The organism is Dietzia sp. CH92 (assembly GCF_032248695.1).
Lineage (GTDB): Bacteria > Actinomycetota > Actinomycetes > Mycobacteriales > Mycobacteriaceae > Dietzia.
The window spans coordinates 298,186-320,324 of sequence record NZ_JAVHXC010000005.1; the positions used below are offsets into that span (position 1 = coordinate 298,186).

Below are 22,139 nucleotides of genomic sequence, written 5' to 3' on the forward strand. Positions count from 1 at the left end.
ATTCGTGAGGTCGTTGGGGAAGACGTCCCTCAGTGAGTCGGGAGTGAAGTGATGTCTGACCATAACCATTTCGCGGATACGACGACCGGCGTGGTGTTCATCCACGCCGCGCCGACCGCGTTGTGTCCTCACGTCGAGTGGGCTCTCGCGAGCACGCTCGACGCCAACTCGGCCATGCGCTGGGAAGACCAGCCGGCCCAGCCGGGCGCTCGCAAGGCGATCGTCGACTGGATCGGCCCGGTCGGCACCGGCGCACGGCTGGCCGAGTCGTTGGCCAAGTGGTCGATGCTGTCCTTCGAGGTGACGGAGGACCCCAGCGACCTCGTCGACGGCGAACGCTTCTCGCACACACCGGAGCTCGGCATGTGGCGCGGGCAGACCGGCGCGAGCGGTGACGTCGTCATCAGCGAGAACCGGCTGCGTCACCTCATGAAAGCGGGCCCGGCCGCCTTCCACGCCGCCGTGGAGGCGGAGCTCGGCACCCCGTGGGACCGCGCGCTCGAGCCCCTGCGCGGCCACCCCGCCGCCTCCGAGGTCACCTGGCTCTCGCGGGTCGGCTGACCCGCCTCGGCTCCCGCGCTCACAGCAGAAGGCGCCCGCCCCGGCAACGTGTCCGGGGCGGGCGCCTTCTCGTGCGCCGGGGTGGACCCCGCCGGACGCGTCCGGCGGGGCTCACATCACAGCGGGATGTTCTTGTGCTGGCCGCGGGTGTGGGCGGCGGCGCCGAGCGCCTCGGCGAGGCGACGGCGGGTGTCGGTGGGCTCGATGACCTCGTCGACGACCCCGATCGACACCGCGCGGCCGACGCCGCCGGCGATCGCCGCGTGCTCCTCGGCCAGCCGCTCGTGCAGAGCCTCGCGCTCGTCCTCCGGCGCGGCCGCGAGGGTGCGCTTGTGGAGAATGCCGACGGCCGCCTTCGCGCCCATCACGGCGACCTCGGCGTCCGGCCAGGCGAACACGGCGGAGGCGCCGAGAGCGCGGGAGTTCATGGCGATGTAGGCGCCGCCGTAGATCTTCCGCGTGACGAGCGTGACGCGGGCGACCGAGGCCTCCGCGAACGCGTGCAGCAGCTTGGCGCCGCGGCGCACCACACCGTCCCACTCCTGCGAGACGCCGGGCAGGTACCCGGGCACGTCCACGATGACCATCAGCGGGACGCCGAAGGCGTTGCAGAGGCGGACGAAGCGGGACGCCTTCTCGGCGGACTCGGAGTTGAGGCAGCCGCCCAGTCGCAGCGGGTTGTTGGCGATGACGCCGACGGTCCGCCCGGCGATCCGTCCGAAGCCCACGACAATGCTCGGAGCCCACTTGGACTGCAGTTCCTCGAACGTCGTGTTGCCGTCGAGCTCGGAGGAGTCGAGGAGGCCGTGGACGAGCGGACGCACGTCGTAGGCGCGCTTCGGTGACTCCGGCAGCAGCCCGGCGAGGTCCGTGTGGTCGCCCTCGAGGAGACGCTGGTCGAACTCGCCCTGCGCGGACAGCAGGTTCACCAGGCGGCGGGCCCGGTTGAGCGCGTCGCGCTCGTCCTCGGCGGCGATGTGGCAGACGCCCGACTTGCGGTGGTGGACGTCCTGGCCGCCCAGGCCCTCCATGTCGACCTGCTCGCCGGTCACGGAGCGGACGACGTCCGGCCCGGTGACGAAGATCTTGCCGGCCGGCGCCATGATGACGACGTCGGTCAGGGCGGGGCCGTAGGCGGCGCCGCCGGCCGCGGGCCCGAGCACGACGGAGATCTGGGGGACCAGACCCGACGCGCGGACCATGGCCTCGAAGACGGTGCCCACGGCGTGCAGTGCCTCGACCCCCTCGGCGAGGCGGGCGCCGCCCGAGTGCCAGACGCCCACGACGGGCAGCTGCTCGTCGATGGCGACATCGATCGCGCGGACGATGTGACGGCACCCGTCCAGGCCCATGGCGCCGCCCATGACGGTGGCGTCCGTGGCGTACGCGATGGTGGGCACACCGTCGATCAGGCCGCGCGCGGCCAGCGCACCCGAGGCGTCGGGTTCGGTGATGAACTCCAGTGAGGCGGGATCGAAGAGGTTCTCGAGCCGGACGACGGGGTCGCGCGGATCGATCTCGGTGTTCTGGTCAACAGCGCTGGTGATGGTCATTGAGTGCAGTCCTTTCCTTGGTGCACGTCCCCGGGAGGGAGCGTGTACCTGTGACGGACCCCCGGACTGGCTTGTGGGCGGACGACGACCGGAGCGGGACCCCCGTCCCGCGCCCGGATCTCGTGCCCGGCGCCCCGCTCGGAGCGGGGCGATCTATGAGAGGTGCCCTGCACGCGGGGCAGGGACGCGGGCTCGACGTGGTGCACCGACCGCACCTTCGGCCCTTCGACGCGTCCCCGCCCCGGCGTGCGGGGCGGTATGTCAGCTCTGGTCGATCTTCTGAATATAGTCGACCGCATCCTGCACGGTACGCAACTTGGCGAGGTCCTCGTCGGGGATCTCCACCCCGTAGCGGTCCTCGGTCTGCACGGCGATCTCCACCATGGAGAGCGAGTCGATGTCGAGGTCGTCGACGAAGGACTTCTCGGGGGTCACCTCGGACGGCTCGATCCCGGTGACCTCCTCGACGATTTCCGCGAGTCCTGCGATGATCTCGGCCTCGGTGCGTGCCATGTGGTGTCCTTTCTGATGGGTGATGTCGTGCCCGGCGGGCGCGACGGAGGTTCTCGCCCCGATCATCGGCGACGGCCGATGACCGGGGGTGGTCGGACGGGGGAGTGTCAGGCCCCGCTGAGGGCGGGGACGGTCGCGAGAGCGGTCTCGATGTCCTCCGGGACGGTCACGCCGTGGCGAGCGACCTCGCGCATCGAGCGCTTGGCCAGCCCGACGAGCGCGCCGGACGGCGGGAGTTCGACGAACGCGTCCACGCCGAGCTTGAGCATGGTCTGCGTGCACAGGTCCCAGCGCACCGGATGGGTGATCTGCGAGACCACCCGGTCCAGGGCGTCACGGCCGGAGGCGACCACCATGCCGTCGGCGTTCGACAGCAGCGCCAGCTCGGGATCGTTGACCCGGACGGTGTCGGCCAGCGCGCGGAACTCGTCGACCGCGGAGGCCATGTGGTGCGTGTGGAACGCCCCGGCGACCTCGAGACGCCGGAGGCGCGCCCGGGTGGGCGGGTTCTTCTCCAGTGCGTCGCAGGCCTCGAGCGGGCCCGCCGCGACGATCTGTCCCGAGCCGTTGCGGTTCGCCGGGGCGAGGCCGGCGTTCTCGAGGGCCAGCAGCACGTCGGCCTCGACCCCGCCGAGGACGGCGATCATGCCCGTCGGCCGCTCCGCGCACGCCCGGGACATCGCGGCGCCGCGCACCGAGGCGAGGCGCAGCGCGTCCGCCTCGGAGACCACACCGGCGATCGCGAGCGCGGCGATCTCACCGATGGAGTGGCCGGCGACGAGCGTGTCGGAGGGGACCTGTCCACGCCGGCGGAGCTCAGCGGCACCGAGCAGGGCGGAGGCCACGACGAGCGGCTGGGTCACCGCGGTGTCGGTGATCTCCTGCAGCGTCGCCGTGGTGCCGAGGCGCTCGAGGTCGAGCCCGCTCGACGCGGACCAGTCGGCGAGACGGTCCGCGGCACCGGGCAGCTCGAGCCAGGGCGCGAGCATCCCGGCTTTCTGTGACCCTTGTCCAGGGGCGGTTAGGCAAAGCACGGGTATCAGACAACACGGCCGGGCGGGGTTCAGATGATGTTCCCGAAGCCAGAAACGGGCGGCGGATTTTGTACGGTTCCCACAAATGGCGAGCTGGCTGGCCGTCCATCTCCGGAGCGCTCGGTTTCGTTACAGGTTGTGACGCAAGTGAATATTTAGCCCTCCTGAGTAGTTCGCTCCGCAAACTTCCCGAGGACCAGGGCTATTCGCAGCACGAACGCGTCGCGCGCGTTGAGCGGATCGAATTTGGTGATTTGGCTCACTCTCTTCAACCGGTACCTGACGGTATTGGGATGGACGTACAACTCGCGCGCGCACTTCTCGACGTGCCCGCCGGAGTCGAGGTAGGCCCGCAGCGTGTCCTCGACGGAGGCGTCCGCGCCGCGCAGGGGGGTGACGATCCGCTCGACCAACATCGCCGCCGCGCCGCGGTCCCCACCCAGGACCCGCTCGGGCAGGAGATCGATCGCCGCGACCGGCCGCGGGGCGCCGGGCCACCCGCTCACCGCCGCCGCCCCCGACAGCGCCTCCGCAGCGCTGTCCGGGGCCTCGACCAGCGACCGCACCGTGTGACCGTGGACGACCGGGGCGTCCGTCGAGAACGCGTCGAGGACGGCGGGCGGGATCGACGAGGAGGACTCCAGTTCCCCCGAGAGGATGACGACGAGGCGGGCGCCCTGCACCACGGCCAGCGCGTGCCGGTCGGACGCGACGGCCGCCCTGTGGACCGCGGGCACCGAGGCGAGACCCAGGTCCTCCCGCGGGGTCCCGATGATGACCGTGGCCGCCGTGGTCGGGTCCCAGTTGAGTGCGGAGGCGCCCGAGGTGAGGTCCGCGTGCCGGTCCCCGCGGACCACCGCGTCGACGATCATCGCCTCCATACGGGTGTCCCACGCGCCCCGGTTCTCCGCCGCCGCGGCGTACACCGAGGCGGCGGTGAACCCGAGCTCCCGACCGAACTTGAGCACCGCCGCGATCATGAGGCCGCGCTGCCGTTCGTTGTGGGTGATCCGGGGCATCACCAGCTCGAAGTACTCGAGCGTCGAGCGCACCAGCTGCACGGTCTGCTGCAGGGTGAGCCCCTGGCCGACGCCCTTGGGGAGGAGCTTGAACCCGGCGATCGTGTCCGTGTGCGGGGCCTCGGGGTTACGCACCCAGGTGACGAAGTCGCGGACCGCGCTCTGGATGATGAGCTGGATCTCGGCCCGCTGGTCCGCGGACAACTCGGCGAAGAACGGCAACTCCTGCTCGAGGGCACGCACCGCCTCGGTGGACAGCGTCCCCGAGTACCGCGTGATGCGCTTGAGCAGGGCGTCCGAGACGGGCCTCGCGTCCGGCGGCGTGGACGAACGCCGCCGGACGCGCTCCGGATCCCTCTCCCCGGTGCCGGGGTCGGTCGTCTCGGTCACGCCACTCCGGGATCCGTCGTCGGCTCGGGGGCGGCCATGACGTCGTCGATCCTGTACTGCCGCGCGGCCTCGAGGAGGGTCACCTTTTCGATCGCACCCTCGCGGACGAGACCCGCCAGGACCGCCACGACGATCGACTCGGCGTCGGTGTTGAAGTAGCGGCGCGCGGCCGGCCGGGTGTCGGAGAAGCCGAACCCGTCGCACCCGAGGACCGTGAAGTCCCCGGGGACCCAGGCGCGGATCTGGTCGGGCACGGCCTTCTGGAAATCGCTCACGGCCACCTTCGGGCCCTCGACCCCGTCCAGGGCCGCCGCGACGAACGGCGTGCGGGGCTGCTGGTCCGGGTGGCGCAGGGCGTGTCGCTCGCACTCGAAACCGTCGCGCGCCAACTCGTTCCACGAGGTCGCGGACCACAGGTCGGCGGCGACGTCCCACTCCTCGGCGAGCATCTTCTGCGCCTCGACGGCCGCGTACATGGCCACACCCGAGGCCAGGATGGACGCCTTGTGGGTGCCGGACTCGGCCGCCCGGAAGCGGTACAGGCCCCGCAGCAGGGCGTCGACGTCGAGGTCCTCGGGCTCGGCCGGCTGGGGGACGGGCTCGTTGTACAGGGTGATGTAGTACGAGACGTTGCGGTCGATGCCGTCGGTCTCGGTCTCGTGGGCCGCGCCCGGACCGTACATCCGCTCGATTCCCGCCCGCATGATGTGCGCGAGCTCGTAGGCCCAGGCGGGGTCGTAGGAGATGATGCCCGGGTTGGTCGCGGCCAGCAGCGGGGAGTGCCCGTCCATGTGCTGCAGACCCTCACCGGTGAGGGTCGTGCGGCCGGCGGTCGCGCCGAGCAGGAAGCCCCGCGCCAGCTGGTCGGCGGCCGCCCAGATGGCGTCGCCGGTGCGCTGGAAGCCGAACATCGAGTAGAAGATGTACAGCGGGATCATCGGCTCGCCGTGGGTGGCGTACGCGGTGCCGGCGGCCGTGAACTCGGCGACCGATCCCGCCTCGCTGATGCCCTCGTGCATGATCTGGCCGTTCTTGGCCTCCTTGTAGCTCAGCATGAGCTCGTGGTCGACCGAGGTGTAGTTCTGGCCGTGCGGGTTGTAGATCTTCAGCGTCGGGAACCACGAGTCCATACCGAAGGTGCGGGCCTCGTCCGGGATGATCGGCACGAAACGGTCACGCAGCGACTCGTCGCGCATGAGCTCCTTGGCGGTTCGGACAAGCGCCATCGTGGTGGCCACGGCCTGCTTGCCCGAGCCCTTGCGCAGCGACTTCAGCGAGTCGATGTCCGGCACGTTGAGCGGGGTGAAGGTCTGCCGCCGCTCGGGCACGTGACCGCCGAGGGCGGCCCGGCGGTCCAGCATGTACCGGATCTCCGGGGAGTTCGGGCCCGGGTTGTAGTACGGCGGCTGGGTGGGATCGGCCTCGAGCTCCTCATCGGTGATGGGGATCTGCTGCTTGTCGCGGAACTGCTTGAGGTCGTCCAGCGTCAGCTTCTTCATCTGGTGCGTCGCGTTGCGCCCCTCGAAGTTCTGCCCCAGCCCGAAGCCCTTGATGGTGTGGGCGAGGATCACGGTCGGCTGCCCGGTGTGCTCGAGCGCGGCCTTGTACGCGGCGTGGATCTTCCGGTAGTCGTGCCCGCCGCGACGCAGGTCCCAGATCTCCTCGTCCGTCATGTCCTCGACGAGCTTCGCGGTCCGCGGGTCGCGGCCGAAGAAGTGCTCGCGCACGTAGCCGCCGTCGTTGGCCTTGAACGTCTGGTAGTCACCGTCGGACACGGAGTTCATCAGGGAGACGAGGGCGCCCTCGGTGTCCTTCTCGAACAGCGCGTCCCACTCGCGTCCCCAGACGACCTTGATGACGTTCCAGCCCGCGCCGTTGAAGTACGACTCCAGCTCCTGGATGATCTGGCCGTTGCCGCGCACCGGCCCGTCGAGCCGCTGCAGGTTGCAGTTGATGACGAACGTGAGGTTGTCGAGCCCGTCGTTCGCCGCGACCTGCAGCGCCCCGCGCGACTCGACCTCGTCCATCTCGCCGTCGCCCAGGAACGCCCAGACGTGCTGCTGGGACGTGTCCTTGATGCCGCGGTTGTGCAGGTAGCGGTTGAAGCGCGCCTGGTAGATGGCGTTCATGGGCCCGAGGCCCATCGAGACGGTCGGGAACTCCCAGAACTCCGGCATCGAGCGCGGGTGCGGGTAGGACGGCAGGGAGCGGCCCGGATGGCTCTTCTCCTGCCGGAAACCGTCGAGGTCGTGCTCGCGGAGCCGGCCCTCGAGGTAGGCGCGGGCGTACATGCCGGGCGAGGCGTGGCCCTGGAAGAAGACGTGGTCGCCGCCGCCGGGGTGGTCCTTGCCGCGGAAGAAGTGGTTGTAGCCCACCTCGTACAGCGGCGCCGCGCCCGCGTAGGTGGAGATGTGGCCGCCGACGCCGATGCCGGGACGCTGCGCGCGGTGCACCATGATCGCGGCGTTCCACCGGATCCACCGGCGGTAGGTCCGCTCCACGGCCTCGTCGCCCGGGAACTCCGGCTCGAGGCTGGTGGGGATGGTGTTGACGTAGTCGGAGGACGTCAGTGCCGGGAGCGGGACGCGTTGTTTCGAGGCGCGTTCGAGCAGCCGGAGCATGAGATAACGGGCCCGCTCGGGACCGGCCTCGGCGAGCAGGCCGTCGAGCGAATCCATCCACTCCTGGGTCTCCTCGGGATCGGAGTCGGCCAGGTAGGACGCGACGCCCTCGCGGAGGACCGGCACGTTGGTGGGTGCGGAACCGTTCCTGGGGCCTGCGTTCTCGGTCATGCTTGTCGTCCTCACTTCTGTGATTCGTACCGCGCCGGCCCGGTGGGGCCACCGCTCGTGGTACAGCGTCGGGCCCGGGACGCGGTCCGCGGGTGTGTGGCGGGTCGCGTGGGGCTCGGACCGGGCCACCGTCGGCCCGTCGACTCCGATTGTGCCCCAAAGCGTGACCCGCGACACCGCCGCGGCAGCCCTCGTGCCGCTAATTGGGTGGTACTCGTTTCCCCGGTGCCGGTCCGCGGGTAGTGTTCCTGGTCAGCGAAAGTCCTAGATGGACTATCCGGAGCAGAGGGAGGAACACCACGGTGGTCGCCGCGGCGAACCAGCAGGACGGGGCGGACCAGGTAGCTGGTCAGCTCGAACTGACGGAGGGCATGGTCGTTCAGGAGGTCGGATGGGACTCCGACTGTGACGAGGCGATCAGCGAGGCCGTCGAGGACGCCGTCGGATCGGAGCTGCTGGAGGAGGACACCGATGAGGTGGTCGACGCGGTGCTGCTCTGGTGGAGGGACGGCGACGGGGACCTCGTGGACCGGCTGATGGACGTCGTCACGCCGCTCACGGACGAGGGGTCGGTGTGGGTCCTCACCCCCAAGACGGGGCTCGACGGGCATGTCGTGCCCGCGGTGATCGCGGAGTCCGCCCAGACCGCGGGCATGCTCCAGACCCGGACCGCGGCCCTCGGCGACTGGGTCGGTAGCCGGCTGGCCCTGCGCAAGAACAGCATGCCGCGCAAGTAGCGCAGACCGCCGCGCGAGTAGCGCGGTCCGCCGCGCGAGTAGCGCGGTCCGCCGCGCGAGTAGCGCGGTCCGCCGCGCGAGTAGCGCGGTCCGCCGGGCACCGGCCCGCCCCGGCGAGGGGCGCCGCTGCCGGTGGGATAATCTGAGCCGCGCCGGTGCCCGCGGGGCGCCGGCGTACGCGCGCGTAGCTCAGCGGTTAGAGCTCTGGTCTTACACACCAGCGGTCGGGGGTTCGAGTCCCTCCGCGCGCACCCCATGCACACATCTCGCGCCCGCGCCTGCGGCATCGCCCTGGGCGTCCTGCTGGACGCGCTGGTGGCCGACCCGTCGAGGTGGCACCCGGTGGCGGGATTCGGCGCCGTGGCCTCGAGGGTCGAGGGCGTGCTGCACCCGCCCGTCGGGGAGGGCCTCGAGTCCACCGCGCGCGGCGCCGCCGTACGCGCCCGCGGGGTCGCGTTCACCACCGTGCTCGTCGGCGGGGTCGCCGGCGGCGTGCACGCGCTCGACGCGGCGTCCGCCACCCGTCCCGCGCTGCGCGTGGTGAGCACGGCCGCCACCGTGTGGGTCTGCCTGGGCGGGACCTCACTGCTGCGGATCGCGCGACGCCAGGCCGACCTTCTGGAACGGTCCGACATCGCGGGATCGCGACGGTTGCTCCCGTGGCTGTGCGGGAGGGAGCCGGACGCGCTCGACGCCGCGCAGCTCGCGCGCGCCGTGGTCGAGTCGGTCGCGGAGAACACCTCCGACGCCGCGGTGGCCACCCTGTTCTGGGCCGGCGTCGCCGGGCCCGCGGGAGCGGCGGCCCATCGCGCGGCCAACACGCTCGACGCGATGGTCGGCCACCGTTCGCCCCGGTACCGCGACTTCGGGTGGGCCTCGGCCCGTCTCGACGACGTGCTGGGGTGGCCGGCCGCGCGTCTCGCGGGACTGCTCACCGCGGCCGCGGCCCCGGTGGTGGGCGGGCGGCCCGGTGCCGCCGTCCGGGCGTGGCGTCGGGACGCACCGGCTCATCCGAGCCCCAACGCCGGGGTGGCGGAGGCGTCGTGTGCGGGGGCGCTCGGCGTCCGGCTCGGCGGACCCACCCCGTACCCCTACGGCACGGAGGAGCGGCCCCGCCTCGGGGACGGCCACCCGCCGCGCCCGGCCGACATCCGGAGGGCCGCGACGCTGATGCGGGCGGTCCAGGTCGGTGCCGCGGTCGTCGCCGTGTGCGCGGCGCTGACGGGGCCGGTCCCCTCGAGGAGCGGTCAGCCGCCCGGGGCCAGGAGGACGAGGGCGCCGGAGACCGTCTGGGCGGGCCCCGGCAGCGGGACGCGTCGGGGGCGGGTGTCGGAGGCGGGCCCCGGGGCGCGCAGGGGTCCGCGACCCCAGGACCACAGCGCGCCGGAGGCGTCGATCCCGTAGGGGGAGGACTCGCCCGTGCCGATCCACCGCAGCGGGGGCAGTCCCGGTACCGGCCGGGGGCTGGTGATGACGGTGTCCGCGGTGGTGCCGTCGCCGAGGACGCCTGTGACGGTGCGTCCCCAGGTCCAGACCGTCCCGGCGGCGTCGAGGGCCAGTGCGAAGTGCTGTCCGCCGGCGACGTGGACGACCCCGGCGTCGCCGAAGCCGTCCACGCGCAGGGCGCGGGTGGTCTGACCACCGCGCGGCTCGACGCCGAGGATGCCGTGGACGTTGCTGCCCCACGCGCAGACCTCGCCCGTCGCGGTGGCGATCACCGCCGCTCCGGACGCGTCGGCGACGCTGACCGCCCCGGGGACGTCACGGATCCGACGGACGGTGGTGCCGTCCGGTTCCCCTAGGATCCCGGTGAGGTTGACCCCCCACCCGAGGACTCCGCCGTCGGAGCGGAGGGCGAGCGCGGTGAGGGAGCCGTCGGCGACGGAGACGACGTCCTCGGCGCCCGGCACCGCCGCCGGGGTGGTGCGGGTGGGGGTGTCGCCCCGGAGGCCCCCGGAGGCGGGGAACGAGTCGCCCCAGCCGGTGACGGTGCCGTCGGAGTGCGTGACGAGGAACGCCGAGCCCACCGCGGCCACCGAGACCGCCCCGGAGACACCGGGCACGCGGCGGGGCACCAGGATCCGGCCCGCGGCGCCACCCGTCCCGGCGAGCAGGCCGTCGTGGTCGACCCCCACCACGGAGACGGTGCCGCCGGCGTGGACGGCGGCCAGGGTGGTGCCGGCGTCGGCGACGGAGACCACGTCGTCCCACCCCGGCACCGGCCCGGTCGGCAGTTCGCTGCGCAGGACGTGCCCGATGAGGTGGGCCTGCCCGGGTTCGTGACGGGGGGCGGTGGGCAGGGCCGTGGAGTCCGGGCAGGCGGACGCGACGAGGACGGCGCGGTCGGCGGGGCTGCACGCGGCGGTCCCACCGAGCACCATGCACAGGGCGGTGGCCGCGCCGACCGCGCGCCGCGGGATCGTCATCCCCGGATTCTGCGGCGGTGGCGGCCGGTTGTCGAGGGGTCGTCAGCTGCGGAGGCGGTCGGAGCGTCGGAACGCCCGCCGCTGTTCGGCGGCGTCGCGCTCGCCGTAGCGTGCCCGCATGGCCCGCTCCCGTGCGGAGACCTCGTCGTCCCGCGGGGCCGAGCCGTCGTCCGGGACCGTGCTGCGGTCGGTCCGGGGCTCGGCCGGGCCGTCGCCCTCGCGGGGGCCCGGGTCGGCGTCGGGACCGTCCCCCGGGGTGCTCCCGGCGTCGGCGGCGGCGTCGGCGAGTGCGCTCTCGTCCTCGCGACGGCGGGCGCGGATCTCGGCCCACGCGAAGTAGACGAGGGCGGCGGGGGCGAGGATGCCGAACGCGAGCCACTGCAACCCGTAGGACAGGTAGGGCCCGTTCTCGATCCCGGGAACCGGCGCGGGGGTCAGCGACCCGGGCTGATCGGGGCTCAGCTGTAGGTAGCCGGCGGGGTCGAGGTCTGCCCCGAGGGTGTCGCCGATGACGGCCGGGTCCACCACGCGGACCGTGGGCAGGCCCCCGAGTTCGACGGGTTCGGCCTGGCCGGGCTCGGTGACGCGCACGCGGGCGGTGATCCCGACCTCGCCGGCGGGCGCGGCGGCGTAGTCGGGCACGGCGTTGTTCTCGCCGACCCGGACGTAGCCGCGATTGACGAGGAGATCCGGCCCGTCGACGGGGTCGAACACGGTGAGGACGTGGTAGACGAGCTCGCCGTCGACCGAGCGCAGCCGCAGGAGGGCCTCGGAGTCCGGCTCCCATCGACCGTCGAGGGTGACGAGCCGCCACTCACGTTCGGCGTAGTCCTGCGGGCCGCGCACCACCTCCCCGAGCGGGGCGGGGTCGGCCTCGACGGACTCGACCAGCCGGGCGTTGCGGGCCTCGAGGTCGTCGCTCTTGCCGAGCTGCCACGGGGCGAGCAGCGCGAAGCAGGCCCAGGCGAACAGGATCGCGGCGAGGATGCCGAGCACCCACCCGGGGGTCAGGAAACGCCGCAGGATCCGCATGACCCCAGGGTATCGGGCGTGCGGCGTGGGGTCCCGCCGCGGTGGGACCGGCTACCCCAGGAGGTCGCGGACCTCGGCGACCAGACCGGGCAGGGCGCGGGAGATCTGCATCCGGGTGCGGGTGAACCCGCTCTCGTCGCCGTAGTAGGGGTCGGCGACGTCGGCGCCGTCCGCGCCGGGCTCGTAGGCCCGCAGGAGTCGGACCCGGTCGGGGTCGACGCCGGCGCCCAGGAGGTGGTCGCGGTGGCCGCTGTCGAGGGCGACGAGCAGGTCCGCGTCGTGGTCCTCGCGCGACAGGTGGGAGGCGACGTGGGCGGTGTCGTAGCCGTGGGCGGCGAGCTCGGCCGCCGCGCGGGGGTCCATGGCGTCGCCGACGTGCCAGTCGCCGGTGCCGACGCTGGAGACGGCCACCCTGTCGCCGAGCCCGGCCTCGTCGACGGCGTGCCTGGCCATGACCTCGGCCATGGGGGAGCGGCAGATGTTGCCCGTGCAGACGAACACCACGCGGACGGTCCGGTCAGCGGCCACGGACGACCTCCTCCAGCTCCGCCGTGTCCACCACGGACCAGCGGGCCCGGTCCCATTCCTCGGGCCGGCCGTAGCCCCAGCGCACGACCGCGGTGGGGATGCCGTAGCGGGCGGCGCCGTCGATGTCGTGCTCCCGGTCGCCGATCATGAGCACCCCGTCCGTGCCACCGGCGGCCGCGGCGACGGGGTCGATCCCCAGGGCGGCGAGCGAGTGCGCGATGACGTCGGCCTTGGCGAGCCGCCCCACCGCGGCGTCGGCGCCGCCGATGAACTCGAACGGCGCGGCCAGGTCGAAGTGGCCGAGGATCCGGCGGGCCGCCTTCTCGTCCTTGCTGGTGGCCACCGCCATGCGGAACCCGTCCACGGCCAGCCGGTTCAGCAGGGCGTCCATGCCGGTGAAGACGGCGTTCTCCAGCCAGCCCACCTCGTCGTAGCGCTCGCGATAGGCGTCGATGGCGCGGTCGAGGTCGGCACCGGCGAGGCCGAGCGAGGCGAGGGTGTCCCGCATGGGCGGCCCGGCGATCGAGCGGATGTCGCGGGTGGTGTCCCACCGCGCCCCGACCGCGTCCAGCGCGTGGTGGAGGGATCTGGCGATGCCGTCGAGGGAGTCGGTGATCGTGCCGTCGAGGTCCACGAGGAGGGTCGGGCGGTCGGTCATGCCGCCATCCTCCCAGAGGCGCCCCGGGCCGGCGCCGGGGGCGCCGCGTCCTACGCTTCGGTCATGACCGAACCGAGCGTCGCACTCGCCGAGGACCCGTCGTGGGCGGCGCTGCGTCACCACGGGGACGCCGAGCTGGTCCCCGGCGCCCTGGACTTCGCCGTCAACGTGCGCGGGTCGGGACCGCCGGCGTGGCTCCGCGACAGGTTGGCGGGGCGCCTCGCCGACCTGGGGGGATATCCGGGGGGCGACGACGACGAGGCCGCGCTCTCGGCCGTGGCCGCCCGCCACGGGGTGCCGCGCGACCGCGTCCTGCTCCTGGGCGGGGCGTCGGAGGGGTTCCACCTCCTCGCCGACCACGCGGCCCGGAAGTCCCGTCGCGCCGCCGTCGTGCACCCGTCCTTCACCGAACCCGAGCTCGAGCTGCGACGGGCCGGCGTCCCCGTCGACCGCGTCCTGCTGCCGGTTCCGTTCCGTCTTGACCCGGCCCTGGTCCCGGATCGGGCGGACCTCGTCGTCGTCGGCAACCCCACCAACCCCACCTCCGTGCTGCACCCCCGCGCCGCCGTCGCGGCGCTCTGCCGACCCGGGCGCGTCACGGTGGTCGACGAGGCGTTCTGCGACGTCGTGGACGACGAGGCCGGGCACACCCTCGCCGGCGCCGACCTGCCCGGCCTGGTGGTCCTGCGCTCGCTCACCAAGACGTGGGCGCTGGCCGGCCTGCGCGTGGGGTACGCGGTGGGCGATCCCGCCGTGCTGGCCGACCTCGCCGCCCACCGACCGCACTGGCCGCTGGGCACGCTCCAGCTGGAGGCCATCCGGGCGTGCGTCGGCCCCGCCGCCGACGCCGAGCTCGCCCGGATCCGCGCCGACGTCGCGGCGGAGCGCACGGCGATGGTCGGGGCCCTCGACACCGCCGGGATCGAGGTGGTCGCGCCCCCCTCCGCGCCGTTCGCGCTGGTCCGCACGCCGCGAGGCCTCGATCCCGAGGAGTTCCGACGCGGGCTCGTGCGGCGGGGGGTGGTCACCCGGCGCTGCGACACGTTCCCCGGCCTCGACGCCACCTACCTGCGGCTGGCCGTGCGTCCGGGCACGATGGTGGACGAACTCGTCGGCGCCTGGCACGCGCAGGCCGGCGCGGCGACGAACCGACTGGAAGGGGAGCGAGCATGACCACCGGCGGGCCCACCTTGGCCGACGTGATCGACCTGTTGGAACACGCCTACCCGCCGCGCCTGGCCGAGTCGTGGGACCGCGTGGGCCTCGTCGCGGGCGACCCCGCCGCGCAGGTCTCCCGCGTCGTGGTGGCCGTGGACGCCACCGACGCCGTGGTCGACCACGCCCTGGCCGAGGGCGCCGACCTGCTGCTCGTCCACCACCCCCCGCTGCTGCGGGGCGTGCACTCCGTCGCCGCCGACACCCCCAAGGGGCGCCTGCTGCACCGCCTCATCGCCGGCGGTTGCGCCCTCTACGCCGCCCACACCAACGCGGACTCCGCCCGCCCCGGCGTCAACGACGCCCTCGCCGACGCCCTCGGCCTCACCGCCGGCGCGCCGCTCGCGCCGACCGGCGACGGGACCGTCGACCGGTGGGTGGTGACCGTGCCCGACGACGACCTCGACGACCTCCTGCACGCCGTGTTCGCCGCCGGGGCCGGGCGCATGAGCGGCTACACCGAGTGCTCGTTCTCGGTCCGCGGCACCGGGCGGTTCCGGCCCGGCGACGGCACCGACCCCACGATCGGCAGCATCGGCGAACCCGAGCAGGTCCCCGAGACCCGGGTCGAGTTCGTGGCCCCGCCCGAGCTGCGCTCCGCGATCCGGCGCGCGGTGGTGGCCGGCCACCCGTACGAGGTGCCCGCGATGGACGTCCTGGTCAACCACGCCGGTCCCGGACCCGGGCCGGAGGACACCGGGCTCGGCCGGATCTGCGATCTCGACGAGCCCACCACCCTCGCCGCGTTCACCCGGCTCGTCGCCGACCGACTGCCCACCACCGAGTGGGGGGTGCGGGCGGCCGGCGATCCCGACGCCGAGGTCCGGCGCGTCGCCCTGTGCGGCGGCTCCGGCGACTCGCTGCTCGGCGCCGCCCGGGCCGCCGGCGCCGACGTCTACCTCACCGGCGACCTGCGCCACCACGTCGTGGACGAGCACCTGCGCGAGGGCGGGCCCATGCTCGTCGACGCCGCCCACTGGGCGCTGGAGTACCCGTGGTGCGCGCAGGCCGCCGCTCTGCTCGAGGAGGGCGCCGGGGTCACCGCGAGCGTGTGCGACCTGCGCACCGACCCGTGGACGGTGGCCGCGGGGGGAGCGCCGGGGCAGCGGTAGTCTTGGCACCCATGAAGGCCCATCCCCACGACCAGCGTCGACTCGTCGACATCGCCGACCTCGACCTGCGCCTGGCCGGTCTCGCGCACCGACGCGAGCACCTGCCCGAGCAGGAGACGCTGGACGGGCTCCGGGCCGAGCGCCGCGCCGCCACGGAATCCGTCGCCCGCGCGCGCATCCACCTCGAGGACCTGGACCGCGCCCTGGCCAAACTGCGGTCGGACCTCGACGCCGTCCGCCGACGCCGCGCGCACGACTCCGACCTGCTGGCCTCCGGCAGCCTGTCGGAGCACCAGGCCACCGAACTCGACTACGAACTGCGCTCGCTGGCGCGCCGTCAGGACGCGCTCGAGGCCGAGCTCGGCGAGCTGAGCGAACGCCACGAGGCGATGGAGGCCGACGTCCGGCACTCCGGGGCGATCGTCACCGACCTCGACGCGCGGATCGGCATGGCCGAGACCCTCCGCGACACCGCCCTCGCCGAGCTCGAGGACTCGGTCACCGCCACGATGGCCGACCGGGCGCGCGAGGCCGAGGGGATCCCCGAGGACCTCCTCGCCCTCTACTCCCGTAGCGCGGAGAGTGCCGGGGTCGGGGCGGCGATCCTGGGCGGCGGTCGCTGTTCGGCGTGCGCGATGGATCTCGACCGCAGCACCGTGTCCGCGTTCCGCTCCGCGCCCGCCGACGACGTGCTCACCTGCCCCGAGTGCGGCGTGATCGTCGTCCGCACCGGCACCCCGTGAGCGGCGGGCCCGGCTGGACCGGCGCCACCGGCAGTCCCACCCGCATCGTCCTGGCGCGCCACGGCCAGACCGCCCTGTCGGTCGATCGGCGCTATTCCGGCCAGGGCGACCCCGAGCTCACCGACCTCGGCGTGGACCAGGCCGAACGCACCGCGCGCCGCCTCGCCGCGCTGCCGGGCCTGAGTGCCGTGGTGTCCTCGCCGCTGCGTCGCTGCCTGGGCACCGCCGAGCGGGCCGCCGACGCCGCCGGCGTGCCGCTGATCGTGGACGAGGACTTCATCGAGACCGACTTCGGACGGTGGGAGGGCCTGACCTTCCGCGAGGCCGCCGAGCAGGACCCCGACGTGCACTCGCGCTGGCTCGGGGACACCGCCGTCGCCCCGCCGGGTGGCGAGAGTTTCGCGGTGGTCCGCTCGCGCGTCGAGCGGGGCCTGCGCCGCATCGTCTCCGAGCGACCCGGCGAAGTGGTCGCGGTGGTCAGCCACGTCACCCCCATCAAGCTGGCCGTCCGCGCCGGGCTCGGTGCCGGCGACGAGCTGCTGTTCCGCCTGCACCTGGACCTGGCGTCCGTGTCCGACGTGCGCTTCTACTCCGACGGGCCCACGTCGGTGCACCTGGTCAACGACACCTCACACCTCGGCTGACGCGGCCCGGCCGCCGGCGCCGGGGCGCGGCTGACGCGGCCCGGCCGCCGGCGCCGGGGCGCGGTCGGCGACTGCCGGGGACTAGACTGGGGCGGCGAACGAGTCGGCCGGACGGCCGCGGACAGGGGAACCGGCGCCCACGGGCGCTCAGGCCCCGGCCCGAGGAAAGTCCGGACTCCACAGAGCAGGGCGGTTGCTAACGGCAACCCGGGGCGACCCGCGGGACAGTGCCACAGAAAACAGACCGCCGCGCCCACTGGGCCGCGGTAAGGGTGAAACGGTGCGGTAAGAGCGCACCAGCACCCCGGGTGACCGGGGTGGCTCGGTAAACCCCGCCCGGAGCAAGGTCGAAGGTCGCACCGCTCGCGGTGCGGCTGCGCGGATGGACGTGCAGCGATGCACGGGAAGGGCTGCTCGCCCGAGTCCGCGGGTGGACCGCTCGAGGTACCCGGTGACGGTGTGCCCAGATGGATGGCCGTCGCCCGCCGCACGCGGTGGGCACAGGATCCGGCTTACAGGCCGACTCGTTCGCCCGACCTCGACCGTGGTGGCCAGAGCGCTCCGCTCCGGCCCGTCCCGTCCCGCCCCGGCCCCGGCAAGCCGCGCCCCGTCCCTCCCGCCCCGGCCCGCCCGCTTCGGCCGTGCGGCGGCGGATCCGGCGACCCGGGCGAGCAGATTGCCAGCACGGCTGGCCGCAGGTGCGCTGCCTCTCCGGCTTGTGATGGCATGGTGCTCGAACATTGGCCGGTTGCGCTGCGGGAATGGACCATTCTCCCATCGCAGGGCGACGAGGCAGCGTATCTGGCCGGGGATGTGCTGGCCCCCGGCCCGGCTGGCGTGCCGCGGCGGGCCCGGCGGCGAACCGGCGGCCCGGACGGGCAGATTGCCAGCGCGCCTGGCCGGAGGTGTGCTGGCTGCTGGGTCGCTGGCTGCCGGGGCGGGCTGATTGCCAGCGCGGCTGGACGCAGGTGTGCTGGCTGATGGGTCGCGGGCTGCCGGGGCGGGCACATTGCCAGCGCGGCTGGCCGCAGGTGCGCTGCCTCTCCGGCTTGTGATGGCATGGTGCGCGAACATTGGCCGGTTGCGCTGCGGGAATGGACCATTCTCCCATCGCAGGGCGACGAGGCAGCGTATCTGGCCGGGGATGTGCTGGCTGATGGTTCGCTGGCTGCCGGGGCGGGCAGATTGCCAGCGCGGCTGGTCGCAGGTGTGCTGGCTGATGGGTCGCTGGCTGCCGGGGCGGGCACATTGCCAGCGCGGCTGGCCGCAGGTGCGCTGCCTCCTCGGCTTGTGATGGCATGGTGCTCGAACATTTGCCGGTTGCGCTGCGGGAATGGACCATTCTCCCATCGAAGGTCGACGAGCCAGCGTATCCGGCCAGGGATGCGCTGGCACCCGGCCCGCGCGGGCCCACCGCCACGCCGCACGTCGACGAGCCGGCGCTAGTAGGGTCGTGGGTGCACNTCGACGAGCCAGCGTATCCGGCCAGGGATGCGCTGGCACCCGGCCCGCGCGGGCCCACCGCCACGCCGCACGTCGACGAGCCGGCGCTAGTAGGGTCGTGGGTGCACGCCCCGCCCGTCGATCCGAGGAGGTCCGCCATGTCGGAAGAGCAGTGGTACTACGACATCGCCACAGGTCAGGCGCTCCAGGGCAAGGTGACCAACTGGGACAACCGGATGGGCCCGTACGCCACGCGCGGCGAGGCGGAGGCGGCGCTCGCCAAGGCCAAGGCCCGCAACGAGGCATGGGACGCCGAGGACGAGAAGGACTGATCCACCCCGGCGGGGCCGCTGCGCGTCACCCGCGACTCGTTCGCCCCTCGGACTCGCGAGGTGAGCGCCGGCATCTCGGCCTCGCGAGGTGAGCGCCGGACTCGCGACGTGGGCGTCCGCGCCGGCGCTACTTCTTGCCCTTCTTGGCTTTCTTGCCCTTCTTCTTGCGACGCTTCCGCGCCGAGCGCCGCGACTCCGAGAGCTCGCGGTAGGCGGCCGTGACCGCCGCGGCGTCGCCCTCGAACCCGTCGAGGGCGCGCTCGGAGAAGCCGCGCTCGTGCTCGAACAGCACGCCGAACCCGAACGTCGACTCACCGGCGGTCTCCGCACGGCGGGCGATGCGGCGGAGCCACTGCCGGGCGGTGACGCTGTCCTGCACGTCCCCGAGGACGGTGTGGAGCCGCTGGCAGGCGTCGCGCAGGGGCGCCACCCTGAGCTCGTCCGTCTCGGACAGGGCGCTGACGTTGCGCCGCAGGGCCTTGGCGCGCTTGCGCACAACGTGCGTGAGCTCCTCCCGCTCGGCCAACGTGAGGTCCAGTTCCGCGAGGTCGCGCTCGGTGCGCGTGCGGACCTTGGTGAATCGTTCGAACTGGCGGTCCACGCCGCGTAGGAGCAGTTCCTCGGCCTCGCGGCGCTGGGCCTTCCCGCCGGTTGTCGACTCGTCGGAGTCGGCGGACGGCCCGGTGCCGGCGACGTGGACCAGGTCGTGGAGCCGGTCGACCAGATCGAGGTACCTGTCGGAGAGCAGGGCCGCCGTGACACGGTCGCCCGCACGCCGGGCCTCCGCGTCCAGTTCCGTCCGCAGGCGTCGCCGGGTCGGCGGACTCACCACGTCCTCGGGGTAGCCGGCGGCCAGCGTCGCGAGGCGCTCGTCCACCACCTGGATGTCCCGGAGCTTGCCCAGCACCGCGGCGAGGACCTTGAGTTCGGAGAGGAGCGCGGGAAGATCGAGGTCGGAGTCGGAGGTCCGGGCCTCGAGCTCGGCGGCGTAGGTGCTGATGGTGCTCCGGAGCCCCCGGACCGCCACGCGCATCTGGTGCACACCCGTCATGGTGGTGCGCCGGGCGGCCGGGTCGTGATCGAGCAGCTTGTCGAGGTCGCGGGCCAGTGCGTCGCGGACGGGGGAGACGCCCTCGGCACCGGCGTCGGGGAGGGGCCCGATGGCGCGGGCGAGTTTGGACGACGACGACGAGGTGGTGGCCCCGGCGTCCGTGCACGCGGCGGCGACGGCCGCGAGATGGGCGCGGGCGTCGGGCCGCGACGGGTCGACGATCTCGGCCTCCCACTCCCGCCACGTGGCCGCGGACCCGCCGCCGACGAGGGACTGCGTGGAGACGTGGTCGTCGCAGAACTCGATCACCGCGGTCCCGTCGGCATCCCGCAGCGTGTGGACCTGACGGAGGTTGTCGATCTGGGCGACGGGCGCGAGCGGGCGGCGGCGGACCAACCCGGCGACCGCGGAGAGGAGCTCCTCGGGCACCTCGTCACCGAGCGGGGCCTGCAGTTCGATCCGGCCGGCGTGGGCGGGCAGCTTGAGATGCCACCCCTCGTCGTCCCCGCCGGTGCGGCGGCGCAGCGTGACCTTGTGCCGGGTGAGCGAGAGGTCGTCGGTGTCGTAGTAGACGGCGGAGAGCTCGTGCTCCACCGGGGCGTCGGCGACCAGCGGCGCGAAGGAGTCCGCGGAGGGCGTCCGGATGTCGTCGGCGACCTCGAACTTGCTCTCGACCTCGACGGCCTCGTTGATCGTCATGGACCGGTTGTACCAGTTGCGGGTGAACACCGCCCACCGCGTCGCATCCCCGCCGGGACTTACCAGCGGGTAAGATCGGGGTGGTTCCGGTCACACGCTCGACGTTGGGGGTAACAATGGGTCAGCCGAACGTGGTCGACGTCCTCGTCGTGGGGGCCGGGTTCTCCGGCCTCGGCGCTGCGATCCGGCTCTCGCAGGAAGGTGTCGACGACCTCGTCGTCCTCGAACGTGGCCACGACGTCGGCGGGACGTGGCGCGACAACAGCTACCCGGGGGCGGCGTGCGACGTCCCGTCGCACCTGTACTCCTATTCGTTCGCCCTCAACCCGGACTGGTCGCGGGCGTTCTCCCCGCAGGGGGAGATCTACGACTACATCCGCCGGGTCACCGCCGAGACCGGGGTCCGCGAGAAGATCCGCTTCGGGGTGGACGTCACCGCCGTGGAGTACGACGCCGCCCGCGGCCGCTGGGCGGTGGCCACGAGCGAGGGCGAATACGACGCCCGCGTGGTGGTCCTGGGCGTCGGGGCCCTGTGCGAGCCGAAGCTTCCGGAGATCGAGGGCATCGAGGACTTCGCGGGCGAGGTCTTCCACACCGCCCGCTGGGACCACTCGGTCCCGCTCGCCGATCGCCGCGTCGCGGTGATCGGGACGGGGGCGTCGGCCATCCAGGTGGTGCCGTCCATCGCGCCCACCGTGGGCCACCTCGACGTCTACCAGCGCACCGCGCCCTGGGTCCTGCCGCGGATGGACCGGCCCTACCCGCGCCTCGAGCGGGCGCTGTACCGCCGGGTGCCCGGCCTGCAGAGGGCCGTCCGGGCCCTGCAGTACGCCAGCCGCGAGTTCCAGGTGGTGGGCCTGACCCGCACCCGCGCCGCGCTGGCGCCGATCAGGGCCCTCGGCCGAGCCCACCTCGCCCTGCAGGTCCGCGACCGCGCCCTGCGCGAGAAGGTGACCCCGCACTTCGAGATCGGCTGCAAGCGCATCCTGCTGTCCAACACCTGGTACCCCGCGCTCGGCCGCAAGAACGTCGACCTCGTCACCGAGCCCATCTCGCGGATCACCGGGACCGGGATCGTCACCGCCGACGGGGCCGAGCACCCCACCGACGTCCTGGTCGTGGCCACCGGATTCCACGTCACCGACTCGCCGTTCTTCGAGCGTGTCCGCGGCACCGCGGGCCGCACGCTCGCCGAGGTGTGGCGCGACGGGGGCATGGAGGCGTACAAGGGCACCACGGTCGCCGGCTACCCGAACCTGTTCGTCCTGGTCGGCCCCGCCACGGGCCTGGGCCACTCGTCCATGATCTACATGATCGAGTCCCAGCTGAACTACCTCGTCGACGCGATGCGCACCATGCGTGACCGCGGCCTGCAGACCGTCGAGGTCCGCGAGGCCGTGCAGGACGCGTACAACCGCGAACTGCGCGAGGACACCGGCGAGACCGTGTGGGTGACCGGGTGCCGCAGCTGGTACCTCGACGACAAGGGCAACGCCCCCGCCGTGTGGCCGGACTTCACCTTCGCCTTCCGCCACCAGACCCGCGAGTTCGACCTGAGCGCCTACCGTCGGCAGACCGCCGCCGAGCTCGCCGCCGCGACGCCCGCCGGGCAGGAGGCCCTGCGATGAGCGCCCGCATCGCCGGACCGTTCCGCACC

Annotated in this window: 17 protein-coding genes, 1 tRNA gene, 1 other RNA gene and 1 pseudogene; 11 read left to right on the forward strand and 9 right to left on the reverse strand. The window is 73.3% G+C overall.

Going from position 1 to position 22,139, the window contains the following annotated elements:
* The first annotated feature begins 51 nt into the window (after positions 1-51).
* The gene (locus RWK90_RS12635) at positions 52-561 is read left to right on the forward strand and encodes a DUF3145 domain-containing protein (RefSeq protein ID WP_043567216.1); all 510 of its coding nucleotides are present in this window, start codon (positions 52-54) and stop codon (positions 559-561) included.
* 116 nt (positions 562-677) lie between these two features.
* Here the strand turns inward: RWK90_RS12635 and RWK90_RS12640 are convergent, their stop codons facing one another.
* The 5 genes from RWK90_RS12640 to aceE all read right to left on the reverse strand — a co-directional run bounded on the left by RWK90_RS12640 (position 678) and on the right by aceE (position 7,862).
* Positions 678-2,114 carry a carboxyl transferase domain-containing protein gene (locus tag RWK90_RS12640; RefSeq protein ID WP_314037972.1) on the reverse strand — a complete coding sequence of 479 codons (1,437 nt, stop codon included), beginning with the start codon at positions 2,112-2,114 and terminating at the stop codon, positions 678-680.
* Between the two features lie 261 nt (positions 2,115-2,375).
* Positions 2,376-2,627 carry a meromycolate extension acyl carrier protein AcpM gene (gene acpM, locus RWK90_RS12645; protein ID WP_007629089.1) on the reverse strand — a complete coding sequence of 84 codons (252 nt, stop codon included), beginning with the start codon at positions 2,625-2,627 and terminating at the stop codon, positions 2,376-2,378.
* A 107-nt stretch (positions 2,628-2,734) separates the two neighbouring features.
* Positions 2,735-3,661 (reverse strand): ACP S-malonyltransferase, encoded by a 927-nt coding sequence (locus RWK90_RS12650; RefSeq protein ID WP_314037973.1) that lies wholly within the window; start codon positions 3,659-3,661, stop codon positions 2,735-2,737.
* Positions 3,662-3,816: 155 nt separating this feature from the next.
* A complete protein-coding gene (locus RWK90_RS12655; protein ID WP_314037974.1) occupies positions 3,817-5,070 on the reverse strand; it encodes a helix-turn-helix domain-containing protein in 1,254 nt (417 codons plus the stop codon).
* Positions 5,067-7,862 carry a pyruvate dehydrogenase (acetyl-transferring), homodimeric type gene (gene aceE, locus RWK90_RS12660; RefSeq protein WP_314037975.1) on the reverse strand — a complete coding sequence of 932 codons (2,796 nt, stop codon included), beginning with the start codon at positions 7,860-7,862 and terminating at the stop codon, positions 5,067-5,069. Before aceE ends, RWK90_RS12655 begins: the two co-directional genes overlap by 4 nt.
* 302 nt (positions 7,863-8,164) lie before the next feature.
* Between aceE and RWK90_RS12665 the strand changes: the two genes are divergently transcribed.
* The 3 genes from RWK90_RS12665 to RWK90_RS12675 all read left to right on the forward strand — a co-directional run bounded on the left by RWK90_RS12665 (position 8,165) and on the right by RWK90_RS12675 (position 10,003).
* Complete coding sequence (locus RWK90_RS12665) at positions 8,165-8,599, forward strand: DUF3052 domain-containing protein (RefSeq protein ID WP_314037976.1); 435 nt, start codon at positions 8,165-8,167, stop codon at positions 8,597-8,599.
* Positions 8,600-8,777: 178 nt separating this feature from the next.
* Positions 8,778-8,850: transfer RNA gene (locus tag RWK90_RS12670), tRNA-Val, on the forward strand.
* Positions 8,851-8,854: 4 nt separating this feature from the next.
* The gene (locus RWK90_RS12675) at positions 8,855-10,003 is read left to right on the forward strand and encodes a cobalamin biosynthesis protein (protein WP_314037977.1); all 1,149 of its coding nucleotides are present in this window, start codon (positions 8,855-8,857) and stop codon (positions 10,001-10,003) included.
* 1,064 nt (positions 10,004-11,067) lie between these two features.
* Here the strand turns inward: RWK90_RS12675 and RWK90_RS12680 are convergent.
* The 3 genes from RWK90_RS12680 to RWK90_RS12690 are packed head-to-tail and all read right to left on the reverse strand — an operon-like array spanning position 11,068 to position 13,243.
* A complete protein-coding gene (locus RWK90_RS12680) occupies positions 11,068-12,057 on the reverse strand; it encodes an SURF1 family cytochrome oxidase biogenesis protein (protein WP_314037978.1) in 990 nt (329 codons plus the stop codon).
* 51 nt (positions 12,058-12,108) lie between these two features.
* Positions 12,109-12,585 carry a low molecular weight protein-tyrosine-phosphatase gene (locus tag RWK90_RS12685; RefSeq protein WP_314037979.1) on the reverse strand — a complete coding sequence of 159 codons (477 nt, stop codon included), beginning with the start codon at positions 12,583-12,585 and terminating at the stop codon, positions 12,109-12,111.
* A complete protein-coding gene (locus tag RWK90_RS12690; protein ID WP_314037980.1) occupies positions 12,575-13,243 on the reverse strand; it encodes an HAD hydrolase-like protein in 669 nt (222 codons plus the stop codon). The genes RWK90_RS12685 and RWK90_RS12690 overlap by 11 nt, the downstream gene beginning before the upstream one ends.
* Before the next feature lie 63 nt (positions 13,244-13,306).
* Between RWK90_RS12690 and cobC the strand changes: the two genes are divergently transcribed.
* The 6 genes and pseudogenes from cobC to RWK90_RS12720 all read left to right on the forward strand — a co-directional run bounded on the left by cobC (position 13,307) and on the right by RWK90_RS12720 (position 18,732).
* Positions 13,307-14,416 (forward strand): Rv2231c family pyridoxal phosphate-dependent protein CobC, encoded by a 1,110-nt coding sequence (gene cobC, locus RWK90_RS12695; RefSeq protein WP_314037981.1) that lies wholly within the window; start codon positions 13,307-13,309, stop codon positions 14,414-14,416.
* Complete coding sequence (locus RWK90_RS12700; RefSeq protein WP_314037982.1) at positions 14,413-15,570, forward strand: Nif3-like dinuclear metal center hexameric protein; 1,158 nt, start codon at positions 14,413-14,415, stop codon at positions 15,568-15,570. The genes cobC and RWK90_RS12700 overlap by 4 nt, the downstream gene beginning before the upstream one ends.
* Before the next feature lie 11 nt (positions 15,571-15,581).
* Positions 15,582-16,313, forward strand: coding sequence for a C4-type zinc ribbon domain-containing protein (locus RWK90_RS12705; RefSeq protein WP_314037983.1), 732 nt, complete (start codon positions 15,582-15,584; stop codon positions 16,311-16,313).
* Positions 16,307-16,957, forward strand: a pseudogene (locus tag RWK90_RS12710) (histidine phosphatase family protein); the annotation flags it as partial. The gene RWK90_RS12705 and the pseudogene RWK90_RS12710, both read left to right, overlap by 7 nt.
* A gap of 99 nt (positions 16,958-17,056) precedes the next feature.
* Positions 17,057-17,488, forward strand: an RNA gene (gene rnpB, locus RWK90_RS12715) — RNase P RNA component class A.
* Between the two features lie 1,070 nt (positions 17,489-18,558).
* A complete protein-coding gene (locus RWK90_RS12720) occupies positions 18,559-18,732 on the forward strand; it encodes an SPOR domain-containing protein (RefSeq protein WP_314037984.1) in 174 nt (57 codons plus the stop codon).
* Between the two features lie 127 nt (positions 18,733-18,859).
* Here the strand turns inward: RWK90_RS12720 and RWK90_RS12725 are convergent, their stop codons facing one another.
* The gene (locus tag RWK90_RS12725; protein WP_314037985.1) at positions 18,860-20,482 is read right to left on the reverse strand and encodes a CYTH and CHAD domain-containing protein; all 1,623 of its coding nucleotides are present in this window, start codon (positions 20,480-20,482) and stop codon (positions 18,860-18,862) included.
* A gap of 116 nt (positions 20,483-20,598) precedes the next feature.
* On the opposite strand from RWK90_RS12725, the gene RWK90_RS12730 reads away from it, so the two are divergent.
* Positions 20,599-22,110 (forward strand): NAD(P)/FAD-dependent oxidoreductase, encoded by a 1,512-nt coding sequence (locus tag RWK90_RS12730; protein WP_314037986.1) that lies wholly within the window; start codon positions 20,599-20,601, stop codon positions 22,108-22,110.
* Positions 22,111-22,139 lie beyond the last annotated feature (29 nt).